General features: G+C 62.1%; 25 protein-coding genes. 18 read left to right on the top strand and 7 right to left on the bottom strand.

Annotated elements, in window-relative coordinates; translation table 11 throughout:
• The first annotated feature begins 40 nt into the window (after positions 1-40).
• Genes BN1124_RS15455 through luxS form a run of 4 tightly spaced genes read left to right on the top strand, consistent with a single transcriptional unit; the run spans position 41 to position 3190 of the window.
• Positions 41-1663 carry an NAD+ synthase gene (locus BN1124_RS15455; RefSeq protein WP_042643325.1) on the top strand — a complete coding sequence of 541 codons (1623 nt, stop codon included), beginning with the start codon at positions 41-43 and terminating at the stop codon, positions 1661-1663.
• A gap of 9 nt (positions 1664-1672) precedes the next feature.
• Entirely contained in the window at positions 1673-2011 is a 339-nt protein-coding gene (glnB, locus tag BN1124_RS15460; RefSeq protein ID WP_005308848.1) for a nitrogen regulatory protein P-II, read from the top strand.
• Between the two features lie 52 nt (positions 2012-2063).
• Positions 2064-2663, top strand: a complete 600-nt coding sequence (locus tag BN1124_RS15465) for a transglycosylase SLT domain-containing protein (protein WP_042643326.1) — start codon at positions 2064-2066, stop codon at positions 2661-2663.
• 17 nt (positions 2664-2680) lie between these two features.
• Positions 2681-3190: an S-ribosylhomocysteine lyase gene (luxS, locus tag BN1124_RS15470; protein ID WP_033135492.1), complete on the top strand. Its 510-nt coding sequence runs from the start codon at positions 2681-2683 to the stop codon at positions 3188-3190.
• A gap of 61 nt (positions 3191-3251) precedes the next feature.
• Here luxS and BN1124_RS15475 read toward each other — a convergent pair whose 3' ends face one another.
• Entirely contained in the window at positions 3252-4274 is a 1023-nt protein-coding gene (locus BN1124_RS15475; RefSeq protein WP_042643327.1) for a GGDEF domain-containing protein, read from the bottom strand.
• Positions 4275-4407: 133 nt separating this feature from the next.
• Between BN1124_RS15475 and rnr the strand changes: the two genes are divergently transcribed.
• The 5 genes from rnr to BN1124_RS15500 all read left to right on the top strand — a co-directional run bounded on the left by rnr (position 4408) and on the right by BN1124_RS15500 (position 9558).
• The gene (gene rnr / locus BN1124_RS15480; protein WP_042643328.1) at positions 4408-6780 is read left to right on the top strand and encodes a ribonuclease R; all 2373 of its coding nucleotides are present in this window, start codon (positions 4408-4410) and stop codon (positions 6778-6780) included.
• Positions 6777-7526 (top strand): 23S rRNA (guanosine(2251)-2'-O)-methyltransferase RlmB, encoded by a 750-nt coding sequence (rlmB, locus tag BN1124_RS15485; protein ID WP_042643329.1) that lies wholly within the window; start codon positions 6777-6779, stop codon positions 7524-7526. The genes rnr and rlmB overlap by 4 nt, the downstream gene beginning before the upstream one ends.
• A 10-nt stretch (positions 7527-7536) precedes the next feature.
• On the top strand, positions 7537-8103 hold the full coding sequence (locus BN1124_RS15490) for a Crp/Fnr family transcriptional regulator (protein ID WP_042643330.1): 567 nt from the start codon (positions 7537-7539) through the stop codon (positions 8101-8103).
• 58 nt (positions 8104-8161) lie between these two features.
• Positions 8162-8617 carry a GNAT family N-acetyltransferase gene (locus BN1124_RS15495; RefSeq protein WP_042643331.1) on the top strand — a complete coding sequence of 152 codons (456 nt, stop codon included), beginning with the start codon at positions 8162-8164 and terminating at the stop codon, positions 8615-8617.
• 104 nt (positions 8618-8721) lie between these two features.
• Positions 8722-9558, top strand: a complete 837-nt coding sequence (locus tag BN1124_RS15500) for a DMT family transporter (RefSeq protein WP_042643332.1) — start codon at positions 8722-8724, stop codon at positions 9556-9558.
• A 32-nt stretch (positions 9559-9590) separates the two neighbouring features.
• Here the strand turns inward: BN1124_RS15500 and BN1124_RS15505 are convergent, their stop codons facing one another.
• Together BN1124_RS15505 and BN1124_RS15510 are read right to left on the bottom strand one after the other, a co-directional pair.
• Positions 9591-10439 carry an alanyl-tRNA editing protein gene (locus BN1124_RS15505; RefSeq protein ID WP_042643333.1) on the bottom strand — a complete coding sequence of 283 codons (849 nt, stop codon included), beginning with the start codon at positions 10437-10439 and terminating at the stop codon, positions 9591-9593.
• Between the two features lie 110 nt (positions 10440-10549).
• Positions 10550-11773: an Nramp family divalent metal transporter gene (locus BN1124_RS15510; RefSeq protein WP_042643334.1), complete on the bottom strand. Its 1224-nt coding sequence runs from the start codon at positions 11771-11773 to the stop codon at positions 10550-10552.
• Positions 11774-12011: 238 nt separating this feature from the next.
• Between BN1124_RS15510 and rpsF the strand changes: the two genes are divergently transcribed.
• From rpsF to BN1124_RS15530, 4 genes are all read left to right on the top strand, one after another.
• The gene (rpsF, locus tag BN1124_RS15515) at positions 12012-12398 is read left to right on the top strand and encodes a 30S ribosomal protein S6 (protein WP_033131862.1); all 387 of its coding nucleotides are present in this window, start codon (positions 12012-12014) and stop codon (positions 12396-12398) included.
• A gap of 30 nt (positions 12399-12428) precedes the next feature.
• Positions 12429-12659, top strand: coding sequence for a 30S ribosomal protein S18 (gene rpsR, locus BN1124_RS15520; protein WP_005313392.1), 231 nt, complete (start codon positions 12429-12431; stop codon positions 12657-12659).
• A gap of 49 nt (positions 12660-12708) precedes the next feature.
• Positions 12709-13155, top strand: a complete 447-nt coding sequence (rplI, locus tag BN1124_RS15525; protein ID WP_042643335.1) for a 50S ribosomal protein L9 — start codon at positions 12709-12711, stop codon at positions 13153-13155.
• A gap of 99 nt (positions 13156-13254) precedes the next feature.
• On the top strand, positions 13255-13998 hold the full coding sequence (locus BN1124_RS15530; protein WP_042643336.1) for a ferredoxin--NADP reductase: 744 nt from the start codon (positions 13255-13257) through the stop codon (positions 13996-13998).
• A 26-nt stretch (positions 13999-14024) separates the two neighbouring features.
• On the opposite strand, the gene BN1124_RS15535 is transcribed toward BN1124_RS15530, so the two are convergent.
• Both BN1124_RS15535 and BN1124_RS15540 read right to left on the bottom strand, forming a co-directional pair.
• The gene (locus tag BN1124_RS15535) at positions 14025-14219 is read right to left on the bottom strand and encodes a hypothetical protein (protein ID WP_042643337.1); all 195 of its coding nucleotides are present in this window, start codon (positions 14217-14219) and stop codon (positions 14025-14027) included.
• A 219-nt stretch (positions 14220-14438) separates the two neighbouring features.
• Positions 14439-14798: a hypothetical protein gene (locus BN1124_RS15540; RefSeq protein ID WP_042643338.1), complete on the bottom strand. Its 360-nt coding sequence runs from the start codon at positions 14796-14798 to the stop codon at positions 14439-14441.
• 247 nt (positions 14799-15045) lie between these two features.
• Here BN1124_RS15540 and BN1124_RS15545 point away from each other — a divergent pair, with 247 nt between their 5' ends.
• A complete protein-coding gene (locus BN1124_RS15545; RefSeq protein WP_042643386.1) occupies positions 15046-16020 on the top strand; it encodes a hypothetical protein in 975 nt (324 codons plus the stop codon).
• 49 nt (positions 16021-16069) lie between these two features.
• Here BN1124_RS15545 and BN1124_RS21380 read toward each other — a convergent pair whose 3' ends face one another.
• The gene (locus tag BN1124_RS21380; RefSeq protein WP_197066226.1) at positions 16070-16237 is read right to left on the bottom strand and encodes a hypothetical protein; all 168 of its coding nucleotides are present in this window, start codon (positions 16235-16237) and stop codon (positions 16070-16072) included.
• 56 nt (positions 16238-16293) lie between these two features.
• Here BN1124_RS21380 and BN1124_RS15550 point away from each other — a divergent pair, with 56 nt between their 5' ends.
• The 4 genes from BN1124_RS15550 to gshA are packed head-to-tail and all read left to right on the top strand — an operon-like array spanning position 16294 to position 22203.
• Positions 16294-17259: an NADP-dependent oxidoreductase gene (locus tag BN1124_RS15550; protein ID WP_231553652.1), complete on the top strand. Its 966-nt coding sequence runs from the start codon at positions 16294-16296 to the stop codon at positions 17257-17259.
• Entirely contained in the window at positions 17256-17693 is a 438-nt protein-coding gene (locus BN1124_RS15555) for a YqaA family protein (protein WP_042643340.1), read from the top strand. The genes BN1124_RS15550 and BN1124_RS15555 overlap by 4 nt, the downstream gene beginning before the upstream one ends.
• A gap of 27 nt (positions 17694-17720) precedes the next feature.
• Positions 17721-20546, top strand: coding sequence for a M16 family metallopeptidase (locus tag BN1124_RS15560; RefSeq protein WP_042643341.1), 2826 nt, complete (start codon positions 17721-17723; stop codon positions 20544-20546).
• A 58-nt stretch (positions 20547-20604) separates the two neighbouring features.
• Positions 20605-22203 carry a glutamate--cysteine ligase gene (gene gshA, locus BN1124_RS15565; protein ID WP_042643342.1) on the top strand — a complete coding sequence of 533 codons (1599 nt, stop codon included), beginning with the start codon at positions 20605-20607 and terminating at the stop codon, positions 22201-22203.
• A 126-nt stretch (positions 22204-22329) separates the two neighbouring features.
• On the opposite strand, the gene BN1124_RS15570 is transcribed toward gshA, so the two are convergent.
• Positions 22330-23649, bottom strand: coding sequence for an anaerobic C4-dicarboxylate transporter (locus BN1124_RS15570; protein ID WP_042643343.1), 1320 nt, complete (start codon positions 23647-23649; stop codon positions 22330-22332).
• Positions 23650-23748: the final 99 nt, after the last annotated feature.

Here is a 23748-nt window from a genome sequence, read left to right on the forward strand (position 1 = left end):
TTATCATTCCCCATCATTTTCGAGTTTAAGATGCATCGCCATGGCAAAAGCCCTCTCTCTGATGCTTGCCCAGTTAAATCTGACGGTAGGCGCCATCGAAGATAACTGTGACAAGGTACTGGCAGCGGCCGCACAGGCGGATCTGCAAGGTGCCGATCTGCTGGTGTGTTCCGAGTTGGCGCTGACCGGCTATCCGCCGGAAGACTTGCTGCTGCGTGCCGACCTGATGATCCGGGTCGAGGCTGCCTTGGCCCGTGTCTCAGCCTGGGCTGGCCAGTGCGCCATCCTGGTGGGTCATCCCTGGCGTGAAGAGGGGGCGCTCTACAACGCAGCCTCCCTCTATGAGCAGGGCACGCTGGTCGCCCGCTACTTCAAGCAGGATTTGCCGAACTACGGGGTGTTCGATGAGAAGCGCTACTTCAGCGCTGGCTCGGAGACCTGCGTTGTGTCTTTCCGTGGTCATCAGCTTGGGCTGCTGATCTGCGAAGACCTGTGGCAACCAGGTCCGGCATTGGCCGCCAAAGAGGCCGGCGCCGAGCTGCTGCTGACCATCAATGCCTCCCCCTACGATAGGGAAAAGCCCTGGGTTCGCCATGAGCTGATGACCGAGCGCTGCGCCCAGACTGGTCTGCCGCTGGTCTACCTCAATCAGGTGTGCGGCCAGGATGAGCTGATCTTCGATGGCTGTTCCAAGGTATTCAACAGCCAGGGTGAGCTGGCCCACAAGCTGGCCCCCTTCGCCGAAGAACTGGGGCTGGTGCGTTTTGAAAACACTCAACCGGTGAAGGTGAAAGAACCCGCCGCTTCCCTCGCCCCCTTGGCCGAGATCTACCAGGCGCTGGTACTGGCGGTGCGCGACTACATCACCAAGAACGGTTTCCAGGGTGCCGTGCTGGGCCTCTCCGGTGGCATAGACTCCGCCCTGACCCTGGCCATCGCAGCCGATGCCATCGGTGCGGACAAGGTGCAGGCGGTGATGATGCCGTTCCGCTACACCGCCCAGATGAGCGTGGAAGATGCCAAGGAGCAGGCCGAGCGGATGGGGGTCGAGTTTGACATCATCTCCATCGAGCCCATGTTCGAAGGCTTTATGGCCCAGCTGGCGCCGCTGTTTGCCGGCACAGCCCGCGATACCACGGAAGAGAACCTGCAGGCCCGCTGCCGCGGCGTGCTCTTGATGGCGCTCTCCAACAAGCGCCGCCGCATCGTGCTGACCACGGGCAACAAGAGCGAGATGGCTGTGGGCTATGCCACCCTGTATGGTGACATGGCGGGTGGTTTCGATGTGCTCAAGGACGTGCCAAAGACTCTGGTCTTCAAGCTGTGTGAATATCGCAATACCTTGGATTACGTGATCCCGCAGCGGGTCATCGATCGCCCCCCTTCGGCAGAGTTGGCGCCGGATCAGGTGGATCAGGACAGCCTGCCCCCCTATGACATCCTGGATGCCATCCTCAAACGCTATGTGGAAGAGGATGCCTCGGTCGCCGATCTGGTGGCGGAGGGCTTCGAGGAGGCGATGGTGCGCAAGGTGATCCGGCTGGTGGATCTCAACGAGTACAAGCGCCGTCAGGCCGCCGTCGGGCCCCGTATCACGGCCCGCAACTTTGGTAAGGATCGCCGTTACCCCATCACATCCGGGTTTGGCAAACAGAACTGGTAAGGAGTCACCATGAAGAAGATTGAAGCCATCATCAAACCGTTCAAGCTGGACGATGTGCGCGAGGCCCTGGCCGAGATCGGCATCAACGGCATGACCGTCTCCGAAGTCAAAGGCTTCGGCCGTCAGAAGGGGCACACCGAGCTCTATCGTGGCGCCGAATACATGGTGGATTTCCTGCCCAAGGTGAAAGTGGAGCTGGTGGTGCAGGACGAGGACCTCGATGCCTGCCTGGAGGCCATCCAGAATACCGCTCGTACCGGCAAGATTGGTGATGGCAAAATTTTCGTCTGCGAGGTGGAGCGCGTTATCCGTATTCGTACTGGCGAAGAGAACGAAGACGCCATTTGATGTGGTGGATGCGCCTCGCGATGACGAAGAGAATTAAGATGGCATTTTGCTGATGTGGACACGTTTAATGGTGGCGGCGGGCCTTTTAGTGGGTCTGACCGCCTGCAGTACCAGGCCGCCGGCCCAGCCGGAAAATCTGTGCCAGATATTCACGGAAAAGCCCGAGTGGCACAAGGCGGCGCTCAAGATGAGCGAGCGCTGGGGCACGCCGGTGCACGTGGTGATGGCCATGATGTACCAGGAGTCCTCCTTCGTGCACGATGCCCAGCCGCCGATGCAGTACTTCCTGTTCATCCCGACCGGGCGAGCCAGCTCGGCTTATGGCTACGCCCAGGTGAAGGACGAGACCTGGGATGATTACCAGCGGGAGACCGGCAACGGCTGGAGCGATCGCGACGACTTTGCCGACGCCATCGATTTCATGGGCTGGTACACTAACAAGGCCCAGCGGCTGAACGGCACCTCCAAGTGGGATGCCTATGGTCAGTATCTCAATTATCACGAAGGCTGGGGCGGTTACCGGCGTGGCAGCTACCGTGCCAAGGGGTGGCTGATGAAGGTCTCCCGCAAGGTGGAGGCCCGCGCCCAGCGCTACGGCGCCCAGTATCGACAATGCAAGGAACGGCTCCCCAGCGGGGGCTGGTTCTCGTAACCAATCAGGAGTCAGAAATGCCGTTATTGGACAGTTTTACCGTCGACCACACCCGCATGGAAGCCCCTGCGGTGCGCGTGGCCAAGACCATGCAGACCCCGAATAAAGACACCATCACTGTGTTCGATCTGCGTTTCTGCGTGCCGAATCAGGAGATCCTCTCCGAGCGCGGCATTCACACCCTCGAGCACCTGTTCGCCGGCTTTATGCGGGATCATCTGAACGGTAACGGGGTCGAGATCATCGACATCTCCCCCATGGGTTGCCGTACCGGCTTCTACATGAGCCTGATCGGCGCGCCGGACGAGGCCCGTGTCGGCGCCGCCTGGCAGGCCGCCATGAGCGATGTGCTGACCGTGCAGGAGCAGGGCAAGATCCCCGAGCTGAACGAATACCAGTGCGGTACCTACAGCATGCACTCCCTGGAGGAGGCGCACGCCATCGCGCGCCACGTGCTGGAGCGCGGCATCGGCGTCAACCACAACGACGAGCTGGCCCTGCCGGAAGAGAAGCTCAAGAGCCTCTAAGCGCATCGCCAGAATGAAAAAGGCCGGTCATTGACCGGCCTTTTTGTTTGCTGCATGAACCTCAGGACGGCAGCGGCATCACCCGGTTGCGACCCAGCTCCTTGGCCTTGTAGAGCAGCTTGTCGGTGCGCTCGACCAGGGTATCGCCTGCTTCCTGTCCACTGTATTCGCCGACTCCGAAGGAGGCGGTGATGTGATCGATGCGGCGGCCTGACTTGCGATCCAGGATCGACATCTTCTCGATGGCCCGGCGCAGGCTCTCCGCCATCTGCCGGGTCAACGCCAGGGAGCGGCGCGGCGCCAGCAGGGCAAACTCTTCCCCTCCCAGCCGATAGGCGGTGATGCCTTCCTTGCTGGCTTCTCGCAGGCGCTTGCCGAAGATGCGCAGCACCTGATCCCCTAGCAGGTGACCGTACTCGTCGTTGAAGTTCTTGAAGCGGTCGATGTCGGTCATGATCAGCGAGAAGGGCTGCTTGCTGCGGATCAGGCTGTCCATCTCCAGATCGAAGGCGCGCCGGTTGAGCAGGCCGGTGAGGGCATCCTCGGTGGCCAGCTTGCGGGTCTCGCTCAGCGCCTCCTTCAGCTCCTTGATCTCCTTCTCGGCACTGCTGAGCTGATTGCGAAAGTGCATGGTGGACATGCGCACGTCCCGCGACTCACGCACCAGCTCGCGCAGTATGCTCATGGTGTCATCCAGGCTCAGCCCCTCGTCGTCGATGAGGCTGAGGCGGTCGAAACTCTTGTCGAGCACCGCCTGGAACTGGCCGGTGTCGACCAACGCATCCTGCATGGAGTGACCGAGCTCGTTGGCCATGGCGACCAGATTGAGCTTCATGGTCTCCATCTGCTGTTCGTCCTGGCTGGCGAGGTGCCGGTGGTAGAGCCGCTCACAGGTCGTGAGGGAACAGGTCCCCTGCAACTTGACCGCCTGATCAATGGCGCCGTTCAGCTCTGGCATATCGCCGGAGACGTAGCTGTACCAGAGGTGGTAATTGTTCGGGGTGGTAGGAATTTGATACTTGATCATCAGGGGTACCGCCTGTTTCAAATAGGCGGCAGATTGGGCGAACGAGTCCTTGCTCATGAGTTCCGAGTCTCACATACCTGCAAACTGTGCCCAGTATGACAGAGAGATTGGCCAAAAGGCAGTCGATGGATGCCAATAGCTCCCCCCTTCGATATAATGTCTTCGTTATTACCTACCCAAAGGCCTGCTTATGTCTCAAAAAGATCCTTTCCTCCAACGCGAGGCCGAAAAATACGATAACCCCATCGCCAGCCGCGAGATGCTGCTGGAGCTCATCCGAGGCCATGAAAAACCCATGTCCCGTGAAGAGCTGGCCACGGTCCTCAAGCTGACCGACGAAGAGCCGTTGGAAGCCTTGCGCCGTCGTCTGCGCGCCATGGAGCGCGATGGGCAGCTGGTATTCACTCGCAACCAATGTTATGCCCTGCCGGATCGCCTGAATCTGGTCAAAGGCTATGTGCTCGGCCATAAGGATGGCTTCGGTTTTCTGCGCCCCGAGAGCGGTGGATCGGATCTGTTCCTGAACAACCGTGAGATGCAGCGCCTGATGCACGGCGACTATGCGCTGGTGCAGCCGACCGAAGTCGATCGCAAGGGTCGCCAGGAAGCGCGGCTGGTGCGTCTGCTCAAACCCCGTGAGGCGGACATTGTCGGCCGCTACTTCGTGGAGAACGGCGTCGGCTTCGTGGTACCGGATGACAGCCGCATCGGCCAGGACATCATCATCCCGGAAGGGGAGAACAAGGGTGCCCGCCAGAGCCAGGTGGTGGTGGTGCGTATCAACCAGCGCTCCAACGGTCGCACCAGCTCGGTCGGTACCGTGCTGGACGTGCTGGGCGAGAACATGGCGCCGGGCATGGAGATTGAAATTGCCCTGCGCACCCACGGCATTCCCCATACCTGGCCGGACGAGGTGACCAAAGAGGTCGCGGGTCTGGGCGAACAGGTGCCGGAGAAGGCCAAAGAGGGTCGCATTGACCTGCGCGCCCTGCCGCTGGTGACCATCGACGGTGAAGATGCTCGTGACTTCGACGATGCGGTGTTCTGTGAGGCCAAGCGCGGCGGCGGCTGGCGGTTGTGGGTCGCCATCGCGGACGTGTCCGCCTATGTCCGCCCGGGTACGGCGCTGGACGCGGAAGCTTATCAGCGCGGCAACTCCGTCTACTTCCCCGAGTTCGTGGTGCCCATGCTGCCGGAGGTGCTCTCCAACGGCTTGTGTTCCCTGAACCCGCAGGTTGACCGTCTGTGCATGGTGTGCGAGATGACCATCTCCGCCACCGGCCGCATGTCCGGCTACAAGTTCTACGAAGCCGTGATGAATTCCCACGCGCGCATGACCTACACCAAGGTCGCGGCGATCCTGGCTGGGGATCCCAAGCTGCGTCAGCAGTACGAGCCGCTGGTGGGCCACATCGAGGAGCTCAACAACCTCTACAAGGCGCTCAAGCACAGTCGTCACCAGCGTGGCGCCGTGGAGTTCGAGAGCGAAGAGACCCGCTTCATCTTCAATGCCCAGCGCAAGATCGATCGCATAGTGCCGCTGGTGCGCAACGACGCCCACAAGATCATCGAAGAGTGCATGATCCAGGCGAACGTGGCTGCCGCGCGTTACATCGAGAAGAACGAGGCTGCCGCCCTGTTCCGTACCCACGACAAGCCGAGTGAAGAGCGCCTGACCGGCTTCCGCGACTTCCTGGCCGAACTGGGCCTGGAGCTCAAGGGTGGACTCGAACCCGAGCCGAAAGACTTCGCCGAGCTGGCCGCCCAGTTCGAGGGGCGCCCGGATGCCGAGCTGCTCTCCACCATGCTGCTGCGCTCCATGCGTCAGGCCGTCTATCAGGCCGACAACATTGGTCACTTCGGTCTGGCTCTGAAGTCCTACGCCCACTTTACCTCGCCGATCCGCCGTTATCCGGATCTGATCCTGCACCGCGCCATCAAATACCAGACGGCCAAGGAACAGCAGGGTAATCTGCGCCACAAGTGGACGCCGAGCGGTGGTTATCACTACCAGCTGGAAGAAGTGGATCCCATGGGCGAGCACTGCTCCATGACCGAGCGCCGTGCCGACGATGCCACCCGCGACGTGGCCGACTGGCTCAAGTGCGAGTACATGCTGGATCACGTGGGTGACGAGTTCGATGGCGTCATCGCCAGCGTCACCGGCTTCGGCTTCTTCGTGCGCCTCGCCGAGATCCACATCGATGGCCTGGTGCACGTCAGCACCCTCACCAACGACTACTACCAGTTTGATCCCCTGCACATGCAGCTGATCGGCGAAAACTCCCGCCGTCGCTACCGTCTGGGTGACAAGGTGCGCGTCAAGGTGATGGGCGTGAACCTGGACGATCGCAAGATCGACTTCGTGATGGTGGAAGAGCCGCTGCCCGCCAACGGCAAGAACACCAAAGGGACGGGCCGCAAGCCTGCCAAGGGCGCACCTCGCGGTGAGAGACGCACCGAAAGCAAGGACGGCGCCAAATCCGACAAGGGTGGCCGTGCCAAACCCAGCAACAGACGACCGAGCAAGAAGGCTCGCGACAAGGCCAAGAGCACTAAATGAGTACTGAACTGATCTACGGCATTCACGCCGTGACCGCTCTGCTTGAGCGTACCCCGGAGCGCTTCATCGAGGTGTGGGCCCTCAAGGGCCGCGAGGACGACCGGCTGCAACCCTTGCTGGACGAGCTGGAATCCCTCGGCCTCAAGGTGCAGAGCGTGAACCGCAAGACGCTCGACGATAAAGCCGAGGGCAACAATCACCAGGGCATCATGGCCAAGGTGATAGAAGCCCCCAAGCTGGCCGAGCACGACCTGGCCAGCCTGCTTGATGGCCTGGCCGAGCAAAAGGCCGAGCCCTTCTTGCTGGTGCTGGACGGCGTGACAGATCCGCACAACCTCGGTGCCTGCCTGCGCAGCGCCGATGCGGCGGGTGTCCATGCAGTCATAGTGCCGCGGGACAAGGCCAGTGGCCTGACCTCAGTGGTGCGCAAGGTCGCCTGTGGCGCCGCCGAAGTGGTGCCGCTCATTCAGGTCACCAACCTGGCCCGCAGCCTGCGCGAGTTGCAGGAGCGCGGGGTCTGGATCGTCGGCACCGCCGGCGAGGCGGATCACGATGTCTTCCAGGCCAAACTCACCGGCCCCATGGCACTGGTGATGGGGGCCGAGGGCAAGGGCATGCGCCGCCTCACCCGCGAGCACTGCGACGAGCTGGTGAGCATCCCCATGGCCGGGGCCGTGTCCAGCCTCAACGTCTCGGTGGCGACCGGCGTATGCCTGTTCGAAGCCGTGCGTCAGCGCCGCGCCTGAGGCGAGCGGGATGGACAGACCCCAGTTCAGTCTGGAGAGGGTCATGAATGAGCAGGAGGCCGAGCGCCTCCTCTCTTTTGCCCGCTCGCTGACGCTCGCCCCCAAATCTTGCCTCTGGCATGCCGGTGACAGCCCGGATCTGCTGATCAGGGTGGAGCAGGGCTTGTTGCGGGCCAAGGTGGTGCTGGCGGACGGGCGCGAGTACATCAAGGAGTTCTACTGGGAGGGGGATGAGTTTATCGACTTCCACCACCTGCTCAGTGGTGCGCCCGCCCGCTACAGCGTGGAGGCGCTGGAGCCCTGCCGGCTACAGCTGTTCAATCTGACGGATCTGCGCCAGTTCCCTTGCTGGCCCGACTGGTATCACCACCTGCTGGCGGTGCAACTGCGGATCAAGGAGGAGAAAGAGCTGTTGTTGCTGACCGAGGGCCCCCAGGCCCGCTATCGGCACTTCCTGGACAATTTCCCGGCGCTGGACGCCAGGGTGCCGGATCACCAGATCGCCGCCTATCTCGGCATTACCCCCATCAGCCTGAGCCGCATTCGCAAACGGCTGAAGAGTCTTAACCAAGGTTAATGCCGGGCGGGGCTTGGGGCCCTATGCTGGCGGGCCGACATGACATAAGGAGTGACCCGTGAACTGGAGTCTCAAGGCCTGGAGTGACCTCACCACGGACGAATTGTATGAACTGCTTGCCCTGCGCGCCGAGGTGTTCGTGGTGGAGCAGACCTGCCCCTTCCAGGATCTGGACGGGCTGGATCGCCGTGACGGCGTGCTGCACCTGCTCGGCTACGACGGCGAGCATTTGGCCGCCTACGCCCGCATCATGGCCCCCGGCATCGGTGACGAGCAGGGCAGCGCCATCGGCCGGGTGGTGACCTCACCGCGCTCCCGTGGCGATGGCCTGGGTCATCGGCTGCTGACCGAAGCCGTCAGAGGCTGTGAGGCCCGTTGGCCGGATCACAGCATCTGGCTCGGTGCCCAGGCCCATCTGCAGGGTTTCTATGGTCGGCACGGCTTCGAGCCGGAAGGAGAAGGGTACATAGAAGACGACATTCCCCACATGGGTATGCGCAAACGGCAGGGTTGAGCTGGGGGGTTGTCGCGAGGCGATGGGGCGACCATGAGGTGGCTCCCAGATTATTGCGATACAAACGGGTATGATCGTGCCCCCATATTGACTGGAACCCCGCTGTGACCCCCACCATCTTCGCGGCCATTTTGTTGGCCGCCTTGTTACATGCCTTGTGGAACGCGCTGGCCAAGCGCCAGGCCACGGGACGGGTCAGCGTGCTGCTGGTCGCCCTCTGCTCCGGTCTGTTCTCTCTCCCCTTACTGCCGCTGGTGGGGCTGCCGGATCCCGCCGAATACCCCTGGTTAGCGCTCTCCATCCTGCTGCACAGCGGCTACTGCCTGTTTCTCGGTCGAGCCTATCGGCTGGGGGAGTTTGGCCAGGTTTATCCCCTGGCTCGTGGCAGTGCGCCGCTGCTGACCCTGTTGCTTGGGGCGCTGCTGCTGGGGGAGTGGCCCGGATGGCTGGCGGTCGTGGGGGCCCTGGTGCTGGTGAGCGGCGTCCTGCTGATGGCCTGGCGCGGTGGCATCAGGCTGGCCCCCGCCGCCCTGACCGCCGTGTTGATCACGGCGCTCTTTACCGCCGCCTATACCCTGTCCGATGGCATGGGGGCCCGCTCGGCCGGTGAACCCATACGCTACACCCTCTGGCTGTTCTTCCTGACTGCGCTGTTGATGCCGCTGCTGATGCGCTGGCAGAGCCGCACCTCCTTGCGCAGCCTGAATCGGGCGGATTGGCACACGGGGGCGCTTGGTGGCCTGCTGTCGCTGCTTGCCTATGGCATCGTCATCTGGGCCATGACCCAGGCTCCCATCGGGCTGGTGGCGGCCCTGCGCGAGAGCAGCGTGCTGTTTGCCGTGCTGCTCTCCTGGCTCTGGCTGGGGGAGCAGTTGGGGCGGGTCAGGCTGGGAGCCGCCCTGGTGATCCTGTGCGGCATCCTGCTGATCCGCCTTGGCTGATGAGGTTCAGGTGCCCCTGAGCCGCAGCTGACTCAGGGGCTGACTCTTGAGATAAGGATGAAGCCCTCCTCGGCGGGGCTCAGTTGCACCGAGACTCGACCCAGCTCGGCCAGGTTGCCGACATGGGTGCCACCGCAGGGGATGCTCAGCTCCTGCCCCTCCAGCACGCAGTGCCAGTAGCGGGAGTCGATGATGGCCTCACCTGCCCGCGTGCGGCGGATCTCGCCGCCGGTTGCCAGCCACTGCGCCAGCTGCTCGTTGATGCGCTCCTCTATCTGCGCGAGTTCAGCCAGCAGCGCCTCGCCGTTGACCCCCTTCTTGCGCAGACTCTTGCCGATCCTGTACTGCTCCCGGGAGCCCATGGGTTCGACGCGCGAGGTCTGGATGGCGAGGCGGTCGAAATCTGGTTGGCCGAGGGCGTCGCGCTCGCTCACCTCCTTGCGCCAGTAAGGGATGAGTACCCGGTTGAGTGCCAATGCCACCAGATGGCAGCCGCTGTGGCCCAGGCTCAGGGCATGGCGAGCCTCGGCATCCACCCTCAGCTCGACCGTGCTGCCGGCCGCCAGTTCATGCCTGCCCGCCAGCGGGTGCACCACCACGAAGGCCCAGCCCTCGGCACCGCGCTTGACCGGGATCCCCTGATCGACAAACAGCTCGCCGTCCGGGCTGATGACGCCCATGCGGCAGGGGCCCACGACGGCCTCACCGTCCTCCCAGCCAACGGTACCAACGTCTCCCGGTTGATCGGGCCAGAGGTGGCTCTGGGGATGGAAGGGCGTGATCTCGGTGACCAGCAGGGTCGGCTCGCCGGCCTGGCAATAGACCACCTTGGCCTGTTCGTGGTGATGGCCCAGCACGAAGCTGGCTCGGGTATGTTCCATGGATGGCTCCCGCGAATCGAAGAAGAAGAGAGAGCCGCAGCATACGCCAAAGTGCGGACAGGCTCATTAACCCGCGTTAATGAGCCTGTCTGGCGGTGCTGGATTGGGCGCTAGATCATGGAGACCAGCAGATAGGCGTTGAGGCCGATCACCAGGGCGACGATGAGGCGTCCGAGCGCCTGGGTGACCGGGTGGTTGCGATGCTGGCCCATCAGGGTGCGATCGCCGGTCAGGATCAGCAAGGGGATGAGTGCAAGGGCGATGCCAAAACTCAGGATCACCTGGCTCAACACCAGGATCTCGGTGGTGTTGAGCCCCATGGCGATCACCACGAAGGCGGGAGCCATGGTGATGGCCCGGCGCAGCCAGAGCGGAATGGTGAAGCGCACGAAGCCCTGCATCACCACCTGACCGGCCAGGGTGCCCACTACGGTGGAGGAGATGCCGGACGCCACCAGGGAGAGGCCAAACAGGGTGGCCGCCGCCGGCCCGAGCAAGGGAGTGAGGGTCTGGTAGGCGGTTTCCAGCTCGGCCACCGGCTGATTGCCCGTGCCGTGGAAGGCCGCCGCCGCCATGGCCATCATGGCCAGGTTGACGAAGCCGGCGATAGTCATGGCGATGGCCACATCCACCTTGGTGGTGTGCAGGCGCTGGGTGACGGTGCCCTGATCCTGGGTGTGCTGGGTCAGCGCCGAGTGCAGGTAAATGACGTGGGGCATGACGGTCGCCCCCAGCACGCCGGCGGCGAGATAGACCGCATCGCTGTTGGGCAGACCGGGGAAGAGGGCGCCTTCCAGCAGGCTCGGTAGGTGAGGGCGGGAGAATACCAGCTCGACTATGTAGGCCGCGGCTACGAACAGCAGCAGGCCGCCCACCACGAACTCCAGCGGCTTCTGGCCGCGAGATTGCAGCATGAGAATGCCCCAGGTGACCACGGCGGTGATGCAGGCGCCTTCCAGCAGGGTGACGCCGAGCAGCAGCTTGAAGCCCACGGCCGCGCCGATGAACTCGGCGAGATCCGTGGCCATGGCGATGATCTCCGCCTGTACCCAGTAGGCCCAGACCGCAGGCTTTGGCAATTTGTCCCGAATGTGTTCCGCCAGGTTCTTGCCGGTGACGATGCCGAGCTTGGCGGAGAGAGTCTGCACCAGCATGGCCATCAGGTTGGCCCACACCACCACCCACAGCAGCTGATAGCCGAAGGTGGAACCCGCCTGGATATTGGTGGCGAAGTTGCCCGGATCGATATAGCCGATGGCGGCGATGAAGGCGGGCCCCAGCAGGGTCAGCTTGAATTTGCGGGCCGGGATGGCCGTGCTCAGTGCGGGTTGCATACTGTCATCCTCCATAAGGATATGAAGACAGAATAGATATAAATGATAATTGTTATCAATTGAAGTTTTGTATCGCGGCCATAGATAAAAACAACTGCCCATGCCAGTTGCAGTGAGAGAGGCGATTTCGTACAATACGCCGCCCTAGAAAGCAGTGTCTAAACACCACTATGTTCCTTGCCTCCGAGGTCTGGCTGCACCTGGGCGGAGGCTGAATTAATCCGTAAGGAGCTAATTAATGCGTCATTACGAAATCGTCTTCATGGTTCACCCGGACCAGAGCGAGCAAGTACCTGGCATGATCGAGCGTTACACCGGCGCTATCACCACCGCTGGTGGTACTATTCATCGCTTGGAAGATTGGGGCCGTCGTCAACTGGCTTACCCGATCGACAAGCTGCACAAAGCTCACTACGTTCTGATGAACGTGGAAGCCGAGCAAGCCGTTATCGATGAACTGGAAACCAACTTCCGCTTCAACGATGCCGTTATCCGCAACATGATCATGCGCACCAAGCACGCCGTGACTGAAGTTTCTCCGATGGCCAAGGCCAAGGAAGAGCGCTTCCCACGTCGTGACGACGAGCGCCGCGAAGATGCTGTTGAAGCTTCTTCCGAAGAGTAATTCTGGATCACTGAATAGAGGATAAAGGCCATGGCACGTTATTTCCGTCGTCGTAAGTTCTGCCGCTTCACCGCCGAGAACGTTACCGAGATCGACTACAAAGATATCGTTACTCTGAAAAACTACGTCACTGAATCTGGCAAGATCGTACCGAGCCGTATCACCGGTACCCGCGCCAAGTATCAGCGTCAGCTGGCACGCGCCATCAAGCGTGCTCGTTACCTGGCTCTGCTGCCGTACACCGATCTGCACAACAAGTAAGAATCGGTCCGGCACTTAGGCCTAACTCAACTTTCTTAGAGGAAAGGTAATGCAAGTTATTCTGCTCGACAAAATCGCCAAACTGGGCGGTCTGGGTGACCAAGTCGCTGTTAAAGCTGGCTACGCCCGTAACTATCTGATCCCGCAAGGCAAAGCCGTTATGGCTACCAAGGCCAACATCGAGACCTTCGATGCTCGCCGTGCTGAACTGGAAGCCAAACTGGCTGCCGGTAAAGCTGCCGCTGAAGAGCGCGCTGCCAAGCTGGGTGAACTGGCTGCCGTTGTTATCGCCTCCAAATCTGGCGACGAAGGCAAGCTGTTCGGTTCCATCGGTACCCGTGACGTGGCTGAAGCCATCACTGCTGCCGGCGTCGCCGTTGCCAAGAGCGAGGTCCGCATGGGCAACGTTCTGCGTAACACCGGCGAGTACGACGTTGTTGTTCAGCTGCACGCTGACGTCAAAGCAACCGTACAGATCCAGGTTGTTGCTCTGTAATAGCGTTTCGCTTTGCAGAAAAAACCCGCGCAATGCGCGGGTTTTTTATTTTTGGATCAAAGGGTAAAGTGAGGATCCGTTCCCAAGAAGGAGATCCTTATGGCAGCCTGGGTCGAAGGCCGTGTCATCGAGCGCATCGAATGGACACCCACCCTGTTTTCTCTGCGTGTGGAGGCGGAACTCGCGCCCTACAAGGCGGGACAATTTACCAAGCTGGCCCTGCAACGGGGTGAGCAACGCGTGCAACGAGCCTACTCCTTCGTCAATCCTCCCAGCGCCCCTTATCACGAATTCTATCTGGTGGAGATCCCGGATGGTCAGCTGACGCCCTCCCTCGCGGCCTTGCAAGTGGGAGACAGCCTGCTGGTCCAGTCCCTGGCTGCCGGTTTTCTGACCCTGGACGAGCTGCCCGCCGGGCGCGATCTCTGGCTACTCTCCACCGGCACCGCCATCGGCCCCTTCCTCGCCATGCTGGCGGACGGCGAGGCGTTCGAGCTGTTTGAGAATCTGGTGCTGGTACACGGGGTGCGCCAGGGAGAGGAGCTCACCTATCAGGCGCTCATCACCAGCCTGGTTGAGCAGTATGGACCCCGCTTTCGGTATGTTCCCTTCGTTAGCCGCGAAGGGTGGCCGGGGGCCATGGCGGGCCGGATCCCGGCGGCCATCGGCGAGGGGCGGCTGCAGGCACGGGTCGGACTCGAGTTTTCGCCGGCGCACAGTCAGGTGATGATCTGCGGCAACCCCGCCATGGTGAAGGAGACGCAGCAGACCTTGCTGGAGATTGGCTTGGCCAAGAACCTGCGGCGGGCTCCCGGCAATATCAGTGCGGAGAATTACTGGTAGAGTAGGCAGTCAAACAAGCTGCTAGGTTATTTTTTCCCATTCACTTCTTTTGTGGATTTGATGGAATTAAGCTCTTTATGCTGCTGCGCCTGAGTGCCCCGGTTCTCCTGAGAAGGTGCATCCTGGCGGGTGGCGGCGGTATCGCGGCGGGCTTGGGGTGCCTCGAATGCCGCGCCGCTGTTGAGCAGTCGGGAGAGCAGGTGGGAAACGGTATTGCGCATGATAGCCTCTTAACAGCAGGAGGACGGGCAGTCTATCGTCGCCATGCTTAATGGAAACGGAACAGCCCTCACGCAAGATCCTGCCCGATTTGGTCATGAAACGGTGGGCTACGTTGTTGATTGGGCTGGCTTCTGGCTCGCTTCAGGCAAGGATATAAAGGAATTCAACCGATTAGCCTTTATACAGGGCGAGGAACCCATCAGCCTGGCCCCGGATCGTTACTTGTTCTTGCCTTTCCCGTTGCCGTTTCCCTTCTCCTTGTATTTGACCTTGTCGTCGTCCCAGTCCCGCTTGTCGTGGCCCTTGCCCGGGTTGTTGCCGCTGTGGATGCTGCGATTGTAGTGATCGCGATACTTGCCATCCATGTCTTCACAGTCGAGTTTGATGCGGCTGTTGCGGGTGCGGACATCCAGGCAGTTGTCTTGCCACCAGCCATATTCCTTGTCGTCCCAATTCAGGTTGATCTGGCCCCGGTCGGTCGAGATCCGGATGTCGTCGCCCTGCTTGGAGGGTGGGGCCGCCACGGCCACGCCCTGAACCAGGAGCAGGGAAAACAAGAGAGGGGTAGCCTTGTGCATGATGACCTCGATATCAGGGGGGTAATAGGGGTTAGTTTATCTCGCTTCGGCTTGACCATGGCAGAGCTGGGCACAGATGCGCCTCCGCTGACCCGGCCTCCCGCCGGGCGGCTATTTGCCCAATTCGGTCGCGTTCTACCCATCCAGATGAGGATATGAAGGAATTCAACCGAATAGCCTTCTCTCCACGAGTCCGATGACTATAATCGGCAGCCAAATTTCCTCTGCACCACATCGTCTCCTCATCATGACTACACAGGACACCACCGCACTGCGCTACCCCAAGGGGTGGTTCGCACTGACCACTGTTTACAGTTTCACCGGGCTGGCCATCCTGGCCTCCATCGTCTTCTCCCTGCTGCTGTTTCTCTCCATCGACGACAACCCGCTGATGAAGTGGCTGTTTGGTGGGCTCGCCATCATCTTCGAACTGGGCAAATTCTACGTCTGGTATGAGTACGGGGAGTGCAAGGCGCGCCGGGATCTCGGCGGCGCCTTCTGGTCTTTGCTGTTCTACAGCGTGCTGGCGGCCATCTCCATTGGCGGCAGCATCGGCGGCATCAACAGCGCCACCAACACCATCTTGAGTCAGCAGGCCCGTCACGAGCGGGAGCTGGCGCGCTTCGACGAGCAGATCGCCAGCATAGAGCGCCAGATCCAGCTCAACGAAGAGGCGGCCCGCAAATACATCGAGATGGCGCGCATCTCCAGCGGCGTCAGCGGCCTGCAGCAGGCCAACACCCAGCTCAGATTGAAACAGGACGAGCTGCGCCAGGAGCGGGATGCCAAGCCCCTCAACGAACAGTCCTCCATGCTGGGGCTGATGAGCAGCCTGGCGGACGGGGTGGGCATGAGCATCAGCCAGGTGCAGTTCCTGCTGGTCTGTTTCCTCTCCATCCTGCTCGATGCGTTCGGTGCCTACTTCGTCAGCCTGATCGGGGGGGAGAACCGCTTCCGCCGCCAGTGGCAACGCCAGCAGGCGCAGGCCGAGGCGGCTGTGCCAGTCGAGCCGCAGCTGACAAGCAAGCCGGCCCCCGCCCCCGCGCTGGTGGAGCGGGTGCGCGCCGTGTTGGAGAGCGGCGAGCTCAAGTGCAGCAAGCGCAAGGTGGCCGAGGCGCTGGCCCTGCCGTTGGAGGAGGTGGACAGGGTGTTCCAGCATCTGCTGGCAGAAGGGGTGCTGGGGCAGGGCAGCAACCGCCACTACCATCTTCAGACGAACTGACCACAAGGCCACCTCAGGGTGGCCTTGTTGCAACCGATGGGGACAGCGGCTAGTGGGTCAGCACCATCATCAGGCTGAGGAAGGCGGCGAGCCCGCCACCCAGGCCGATGATCCAGTAGAACCCCTTGGCCCCCTGCTTGAGCGGGATGCGGAAGTAGATCAGAAACGCCCACCACCCCAGGGCCAGCAACAGGGGAATAAGAAACATTCGAGCCATGTGGTCCTCGCTGTTATTCTGTGGATCCTTGATCAATCAACAGGATGGATTGTGCAATGACGCAGCTACAGATTACCGCATTCGGCGCCCCCTCGGTACTTAAGCTCAACCCCTCCCTCGACAAGGTGCCCGCCGAGGGGGAGGTGCGGGTGCGCATCTGTTTTGCCGGCGTCAATCCCATCGATGCCAAGACCCGGGCCGGACTCGGCTGGGCGGCGGCCCAGAACAAGGAGAAGCTGCCCTGGACCCCGGGTTATGACGTGGCGGGGGTGGTCGAGAAGACGGGTCCGGGCGCCACAAGCTTGCAGGAAGGGGATCCCGTCTGTGGCATGGTGGGCTTCCCGCTGGCGGGCGGCGGCTATGCCGAGAGCATAGTGGTGAGCGAGCACGAGCTGGTCAAACTCGATGGGGTGAGCCTCAAGCAGGGGGCGGCGCTGCCGCTGGCGGGGCTCACCGCCTGGCAGGGCTTGTTCGAGCACGGCGGCCTCAAGGGGGGGCAACGAGTGCTGATCCTGGCCGCGGCCGGTGGCGTGGGTCACCTGGCGGTGCAGTTCGCCAGCGCCTATGGCGCCGAGGTGGTGGTCACCGCCAGCAAGGAGAACCACGGCTTCCTGCACGGGATCGGGGCCACCACCATGGTGGACTACCACGACGCCGACTGGGTTGCCCAGGTTGGCCAGGTGGATCTGGTGCTGGATCTGATGGGGGGCGAGAGCGGCAAGGCGGCACTCGCCTGCGTCAAGCAGGGCGGCACGCTGGTGACGGTGCCGACCATCACGGCGCAGAGCATCAAGGACGCCGGCGCCGCGTCGGAGATCGCCGTGAGCGGCATGCTGGTTCACCCGGACGGCAAGCAGCTGGCCCAGATGCTGATGCTGCTGCGCCAGGGCGATGTCCACATCACCCTGTCCGGTGAGTTCGAGCTGGCGGAGGGGGCCCTGGCCCATCAGGCCATAGAGAACGGTCACGTCCGTGGCAAGCTGGTGTTGCGGATGCCTGCCGCCGAGCGCCATCTCGCATGATGGAGACGCTGGAAACCGGGCTGGGCTGGCTGTTTCTGAGTGCCTTCACCTCGGCGACCCTGTTGCCCGGCAGCTCGGAAGTGCTGCTGGGCGTCATGGCAAAGCAGGATCAGTGGAGCATGGCCAGCCTGCTGCTGTGGGCGACCCTCGGCAATACCCTCGGCTCTATGACCACCTGGTGGCTCGGCTGGCTTGCTACCTACAAGAAAAAGCCGGAAGATTTTAAGGGCCGTGGGGAACAAAAGGCTCTCGGTTGGCTCAAACTGCATGGTCACTGGTGCTTGCTGCTCGCCTGGACACCGGTGATAGGCGATGGTCTCTGTCTGCTGGCCGGCTGGCTGCGCCTCTCGTTCTGGCGCTCTCTCATTCTGATCGGGCTTGGCAAATTGCTTCGTTATGCCCTGGTGTTTCTGCTGGCCAGGCAGATCTTCTAGCTGTTTCTTTTTACTCACGAGGTAACCGTGAACAAATTCATTCCTTTAAGCATTCTCCTTGGGGTCGCCCTGCCGGTGCTGGCGGCGCCGACCCTGGTATCGGAACAGGTCAAGCAGGAAGGCAAGCTCGGCATCCCCTACCAGATGTACAAGCTGGACAACGGCCTGACCGTTATCCTGGCGCCGGACAAATCCGATCCCCTGGTGCACCTCGACGTGACCTATCACGTGGGCTCGTCCCGCGAGACGGTGGGCAAGTCCGGTTTCGCCCACTTCTTCGAGCACATGATGTTCCAGGGCTCCAAGCACGTCGGCGATCAGGAGCATATGCGGATCATCAACGAGGCCGGTGGTGACATGAACGGCACCACCAACAAGGACAGAACCAACTACTACGAGACGGTGCCGGCCAACCAGCTGGAGAAAGTGCTCTGGCTGGAGGCGGATCGCATGGGCTTCCTGCTCGATGCGGTGAGCCAGAAGAAGTTCGAGATCCAGCGTGCCACCGTCAAGAACGAACGGGCCCAGCGCATCGACAGCCAGCCCTATGGCCTGGTGAGCGAGAAGGCGGGGGAGGCGCTCTACCCGCGCACTCATCCCTACTCCTGGCAGCCCATCGGCTATGTGGAGGATCTGGACAGAGTCGGGGTGGATGACCTCAAGCAGTTCTTCCTGCGCTGGTACGGGCCGAACAACGCCACCCTGACCCTGGGGGGGGATTTCGACACCAAACAGGCGCTGGCCTGGATTGAGCAGTACTTCGGCTCCATTCCCCGTGGTCCCGACGTGGCCGAGCCGACTCCCGAGCCGACTCCCGAGCCGGTGAGCCTGCCAGAGACCCGCTACGTCACCCTGGAAGACAAGGTGCACCTGCCGCTGCTCTATATCAGCTACCCGACCGTGGCCCTCGGCGATCCCCAGGAGCCGGCGCTGGACATCTTCGCCGACGTGCTCGGCGGCTCTGCCAGCTCCATGCTCTATCAGTCCCTGGTCAAGACCGGCAAGGCTATCGAGGTCGGTGCGTCCCACTCCTGTGAGGAGCTGGCCTGCACCCTGACGGTCTATGCCTACCCGAATCCGGCCCAGGATGGCAGCCTCAAGACCCTCAAGGGGGAGGTGGACAAGGTGATAGGCGACTTCGCCAATCGGGGCATCAAGCCTGCGGATCTGGAAAAAGCCATCAGCAGCTACCGCGCCGCCGCCATCTGGGGGCTGGACAGCATCGAGGGCAAGGTGAGCCAGCTCGCCATGGGCCAGGTGCTGGCTCAGGATCCGAACTATGTGTTCAAGAATCTGGATGCCATCAGCCAGGTCAAGGCGTCAGACGTCAAGGCCGCCTATGACAAGTTCATCGCGGGCAAGCCCGCCGTGGTGCTGAGCGTGGTGCCCAAGGGCAAGACCCAGTGGCAGGCCGGCGAACCGAACTTTACCCCGGCCAAGCGGGTGCTGCCGGATTACAGCCAGCACGGGGAGCCCCTGGCCCTGCGCCCGGTGAAAGACAATTTCGACCGCAGCATAGAGCCCAAGGTGGGCGCGGCGGTCAGCGTCAAGGTGCCGGCCACTTGGCACGGCAAGCTGGACAAGGGGATCGAGATCATCGGCACCCAGAGTGACGAGATCCCGGCGGTCTCCATCATGATCGCCCTGCCGGGCGGCATCCGGGCCGAGGGCAAGGGTGAGCTGGGGCTGGCGAGCCTCACCGCCGCCATGCTGGAGCAGGGCACGGTGCGCATGAGCGAGGCCGAGCTCAGCGACGAGTTGCAAAAGCTCGGGGCCAGCATCAGCGTCTCCACCGCCCAGTACAACAACCTCATCACCATCAGTTCGCTGACCGACAAGCTGCCCCAGACGATGGCGCTGGTGCGCGAGGTCTTGATGCGCCCCGGCATGCGGGAGGCCGACTTTGAGCGGCTCAAGGCGCAGATGCTGCAGGGCATGAAGCAGAGCGAGCAGCAGCCCGAGTGGCTGGCGGGCCAGGCGTTCCGGGAGTTGGTGTACGGCAAGCAGAGCCGGCTCGGCCAACCGACCAACGGGGTGCTGACCGACGTGGAGAAGCTGACCCTGGCGGACGTGAAGCGCTTCTATCAGGACTACTACAATCCGACCAACGCCAAGGTGGTGGTGACCGGTGACGTGACCCAGCAACAGGTCGAATCCGAGCTCGGTTTCCTGACCGAGTGGAAGGGGGCCGCCCCCACCCTGGGTGATCTCAAGCCCAAGGGAGAGCAGGCCAAGCCCGGCATCTATCTGGTGGACAAACCGGGGGCACCCCAGTCGGTGATCCGCATCGGCCGCCGCGCCATGCCGTTCGACACCACCGGGGATTACTTCATCGCCAACCTGATGAACTTCAATCTGGGGGGCAACTTCAACAGCCGGATCAATCTCAACCTGCGGGAAGACAAGGGGTACACCTATGGTGCCAGCTCCGGTTTCCAGGCCAACCGCGAGGCCGGCGTCTTCGCCACCGGTGCCAACGTGCGCACCGACGCGACCGTGGACGCCATCCGTCAGTTCCTGAAAGAGATGGACGGTTACCGGGCAAGCGGCCCGACGCCGGTGGAGCTGGCCTACATGCGCAGCGCCGTCTCCCAGCAGGATGCGCTCTCCTACGAGACCCTGGCCCAGAAGGCTGGCTTCCTGCTGCAGATGATCATGTATGACCTGAAGCCGGACTATGTGCAGGCCCAGGGCGAGCTGATCAAAACGGTGTCGCCTGAGACGTTAAAGGCCAGCGCGGCCCGCTGGCTGGATCCGGCCGAGATGGTGATTGTGGTGGTAGGTGACAAGCAAAAGCTTGAAAAACCGCTGGCGGAGCTTCATCTTCCCATCTATCCACTGCAGTTGCCCTGAGTGACACTGCAAAAAATAAGCGCCGCCCTCCTGGGGCGGCCCATCATGAGCCGTGAATATGACTACTACTAGCTTGTCGCTCACCGAGTTGTTGACCGCCCTGGGAACCCCGGAACGGGTGACCGCCCTCAAGGGGATCCGGCGCGGGATCGAACGTGAATGTCTGCGCATTACCCCAGAAGGCTCCCTCTCCCAGACCGATCACCCGAGGAGTCTGGGCTCGGCGCTGACCCATGCCAACATCACCACCGACTACTCCGAGAGCCTGCTGGAGTTCATCACCCCGGCCACCGACTCCATCGAGAGCCTGATAGAACAGCTCGGCGACATCCATCGCCACACCATTCATCACCTCGGTGACGAGCGGATCTGGCCGCTCTCCATGCCCTGCTTCATCGGCGACGAGGAGAGCATCCGGCTGGCCCAGTACGGCAGCTCCAATATCGGCAAGATGAAGACCCTGTACCGGCAGGGGCTGAAGAACCGTTACGGCAGCCTGATGCAGGTGATCGCCGGGGTGCACTTCAACTTCTCCATGCCGGACAGCTTCTGGTGCGAGTGGCAGGATCTGGTGGGCGAGGGCTGCTGCAGCCAGCGCTTCATCTCAGAAAAATACATGGGGCTGATTCGCAACGTCTACCGCTTCGGCTGGCTGGTGCCCTATCTGTTCGGCGCCTCGCCGGCCATCTGCGACTCCTTCCTGAAGGGGCGCAAGAGCGCGTTGCCGTTCCAGAAGACCGGCAAGGGCACCCTCTACCTGCCCTATGCCACCGCGCTGCGGCTGTCCGATCTCGGCTACACCAGCAGCTCCCAGAGCAAGCTCAACATCAGCCATGACAACCTGCCCGCCTATGTGGCCAGCCTGCGCCGCGCCATCAGCACCCATGATCCCGAGTTTGCGAAGATAGGGGTCAAGGTGAACGGCGAATACCGTCAGCTCAACGACAACGTGCTGCAGCTGGAGAACGAGCTGTATGCGCCCATTCGTCCCAAGCGCACCCCGCGCAGCGGTGAGAAACCGTCGGACGCGCTGGAGCAGCGCGGCATCGAATACATAGAGCTGCGCACCGTGGACGTGAACCCCTTCACGCCGTTTGGCATCGAGGTGGATCAGATCCGCTTCTTCGACCTGTTCCTGGTCTGGTGCCTGCTGCGCCCGTCTCCCGTGCTGAGCGCCGAAGAGATCGCCCGTAACCGTCGCAACCAGAACAAGGTGGTGCTGGAGGGGCGTCGTCCCGGCCTCGAGCTGGAAGACGAGCAGGGTAACCCCATCGGCCTCAAGGAGTTTGGCCTCAAGCTGTTCGACGAGCTGGAGCAGGTGGCCGGGTTGCTGGATCGCTGCTGTGGTCGCAATCGCTACCGCGAGACGCTGGCCATGCACCGCGAGAAGCTGCACAACCCCGAGCTGACCTACTCCGCCCGCCTGCTCAAGCAGTTGCTGGAGAGCGGTCAGGACAACGGCTGCTTCGGTGACGAACTGGCGAGCCGCTACCGTGAGGAGATGCTGTCCGGTGAGTTGCAATACTGGGATGAGGCCTATTTCGCCGGCGAGGCGCGGGATTCGCTGACCAAGCAGCGGGAGCGGGAGCGCGGTGACAGCCTGTCGTTCGACGACTTCCTTGCCGACTACTTCGGTACCCGGCAGACCACCAGTTGATGACTTGCCTTTGATGATAAAAGCCGCTCCCATGAGCGGCTTTTTTATTGGCTATAGGCCGGAGACTGCGCCCACAGGCATAAAAAAACGGCCCCGAAGGGCCGTTTGGCAAGGAGTGGAACGCTATCAGAGGATAAGGCCACCGAAGAAGAAGCCCAGCGCCACTGCCATGGCGATGGTGGCAACACCCGGGATGAAGAAGGGGTGGTTGAACACCGCCTTGCCGATACGGGTGGAGCCGGTATCGTCCATCTCGACCGCGGCCAGCAGGGTCGGGTAGGTCGGCAGTACGAACAGGGCGCTCACGGCGGCGAAGGAGGCGATGGCGGCCAGCGGGCTGACACCGAGCGCCAGGGCGGCAGGCATCAGCGCCTTGGTGGTGGCACCCTGGGAGTAGAGCAGCATGGAGGAGAAGAACAGCACCACGGCCAGCAGCCAGCTGTATTGGCTCAGCAGATCACCGGCGAAGGCCTGGATCTCGACCATGTTGCCCTTCACGAAGACGTTGCCCAGCCAGGCTACACCCAGCACACAGATACAGGCGGACATACCGGACTTGAAGGTCGGCATGTTGGTGATCTGGGCGGCGTCCAGTTTGCAGAACAGCACCATCAGGGTGGCGGCGGAGAGCATGATGCCCATGATGGCGCCGTCACGGGGGATCGGCGGGCTGGAGATCAGGCCCACGTTGCCGGAGATGGCGGTGGCATACGCCATGACGGCGACGATGGCGGCGATGAAGATGCCGACGGAGAGCTTGGCATAAGGCTTGAGCTCAACCTTGCTGGTACCGCGCAGCTTGATCAGGCCCTTGGCCTTGCGCTCCAGATAGACTTCGTCCTGGTCCAGGGGTTTGCCCAGCATGTTGGCCACGAAGGCACCCAGGATACAGGCGATGAAGCTGGACGGGATGCAGATGGCCAGCAGGGTCAGGTAGTCGACACCGAGTGGCTCAAGCATGCCGGAGAAGGCAACCACGGCCGCCGAGATGGGGGAGGCGGTGATGGCGATCTGGGAGGCGACAACCGCGATGGAGAGCGGGCGGGACGGGCGAATGCCCTGCTCCTTGGCCACTTCGGCGATCACCGGCAGGGTGGAGAAGGCGGTGTGACCGGTACCGGCCAGCATGGTCATCAGGTAGGTGACGACCGGGGCGGCGAAGGTGATGTGCTTGGGATTCTTGCGCAGCGCCTTCTCGGCCAGGGATACCAGGTAGTCCATCCCGCCGGCCAGTTGCATACAGGCGATGGCACAGATGACGGACGCGATGATCATGATCACGTCCCATGGCAGATAGGTCACCAGCTGATCACTCGGGATGGGCATGCCCAGACCCCAGGTCAGTACCAGCACCCCCAGACCACCGGCGAAGCCGATGCCGATGCTGCCGATCCGGGCCCCCAGATAGATAGCGGCGAGCACGACAAGTAACTCGATTCCAATCATAGCGAACACTCCATTTTCCAGTTTTTTTAGGTTTTATGTGGCAGAAAGCCAGTTCCCGATAGGGCTGAGAGGAGGCCGATCGGGAACTGGCTCTATGGG

It is taken from the genome of Aeromonas eucrenophila (assembly GCF_000819865.1).
Classification (GTDB): domain Bacteria; phylum Pseudomonadota; class Gammaproteobacteria; order Enterobacterales; family Aeromonadaceae; genus Aeromonas; species Aeromonas eucrenophila.

Excerpts from the sequence above, each read along its gene's own strand:
- BN1124_RS15455 (WP_042643325.1), top strand. The coding sequence starts at position 41 with ATGGCAAAAGCCCTCTCTCTGATGCTTGCCCAGTTAAATCTGACGGTA.
- glnB (WP_005308848.1), top strand. The coding sequence starts at position 1,673 with ATGAAGAAGATTGAAGCCATCATCAAACCGTTCAAGCTGGACGATGTG.
- BN1124_RS15465 (WP_042643326.1), top strand. The coding sequence starts at position 2,064 with ATGTGGACACGTTTAATGGTGGCGGCGGGCCTTTTAGTGGGTCTGACC.
- luxS (WP_033135492.1), top strand. The coding sequence starts at position 2,681 with ATGCCGTTATTGGACAGTTTTACCGTCGACCACACCCGCATGGAAGCC.
- BN1124_RS15475 (WP_042643327.1), bottom strand. The coding sequence starts at position 4,274 with ATGAGCAAGGACTCGTTCGCCCAATCTGCCGCCTATTTGAAACAGGCG.
- rnr (WP_042643328.1), top strand. The coding sequence starts at position 4,408 with ATGTCTCAAAAAGATCCTTTCCTCCAACGCGAGGCCGAAAAATACGAT.
- rlmB (WP_042643329.1), top strand. The coding sequence starts at position 6,777 with ATGAGTACTGAACTGATCTACGGCATTCACGCCGTGACCGCTCTGCTT.
- BN1124_RS15490 (WP_042643330.1), top strand. The coding sequence starts at position 7,537 with ATGGACAGACCCCAGTTCAGTCTGGAGAGGGTCATGAATGAGCAGGAG.
- BN1124_RS15505 (WP_042643333.1), bottom strand. The coding sequence starts at position 10,439 with ATGGAACATACCCGAGCCAGCTTCGTGCTGGGCCATCACCACGAACAG.
- BN1124_RS15510 (WP_042643334.1), bottom strand. The coding sequence starts at position 11,773 with ATGCAACCCGCACTGAGCACGGCCATCCCGGCCCGCAAATTCAAGCTG.
- rpsF (WP_033131862.1), top strand. The coding sequence starts at position 12,012 with ATGCGTCATTACGAAATCGTCTTCATGGTTCACCCGGACCAGAGCGAG.
- rpsR (WP_005313392.1), top strand. The coding sequence starts at position 12,429 with ATGGCACGTTATTTCCGTCGTCGTAAGTTCTGCCGCTTCACCGCCGAG.
- rplI (WP_042643335.1), top strand. The coding sequence starts at position 12,709 with ATGCAAGTTATTCTGCTCGACAAAATCGCCAAACTGGGCGGTCTGGGT.
- BN1124_RS15530 (WP_042643336.1), top strand. The coding sequence starts at position 13,255 with ATGGCAGCCTGGGTCGAAGGCCGTGTCATCGAGCGCATCGAATGGACA.
- BN1124_RS15535 (WP_042643337.1), bottom strand. The coding sequence starts at position 14,219 with ATGCGCAATACCGTTTCCCACCTGCTCTCCCGACTGCTCAACAGCGGC.
- BN1124_RS15540 (WP_042643338.1), bottom strand. The coding sequence starts at position 14,798 with ATGCACAAGGCTACCCCTCTCTTGTTTTCCCTGCTCCTGGTTCAGGGC.
- BN1124_RS15545 (WP_042643386.1), top strand. The coding sequence starts at position 15,046 with ATGACTACACAGGACACCACCGCACTGCGCTACCCCAAGGGGTGGTTC.
- BN1124_RS21380 (WP_197066226.1), bottom strand. The coding sequence starts at position 16,237 with ATGGCTCGAATGTTTCTTATTCCCCTGTTGCTGGCCCTGGGGTGGTGG.
- BN1124_RS15550 (WP_231553652.1), top strand. The coding sequence starts at position 16,294 with ATGACGCAGCTACAGATTACCGCATTCGGCGCCCCCTCGGTACTTAAG.
- BN1124_RS15555 (WP_042643340.1), top strand. The coding sequence starts at position 17,256 with ATGATGGAGACGCTGGAAACCGGGCTGGGCTGGCTGTTTCTGAGTGCC.
- gshA (WP_042643342.1), top strand. The coding sequence starts at position 20,605 with ATGACTACTACTAGCTTGTCGCTCACCGAGTTGTTGACCGCCCTGGGA.
- BN1124_RS15570 (WP_042643343.1), bottom strand. The coding sequence starts at position 23,649 with ATGATTGGAATCGAGTTACTTGTCGTGCTCGCCGCTATCTATCTGGGG.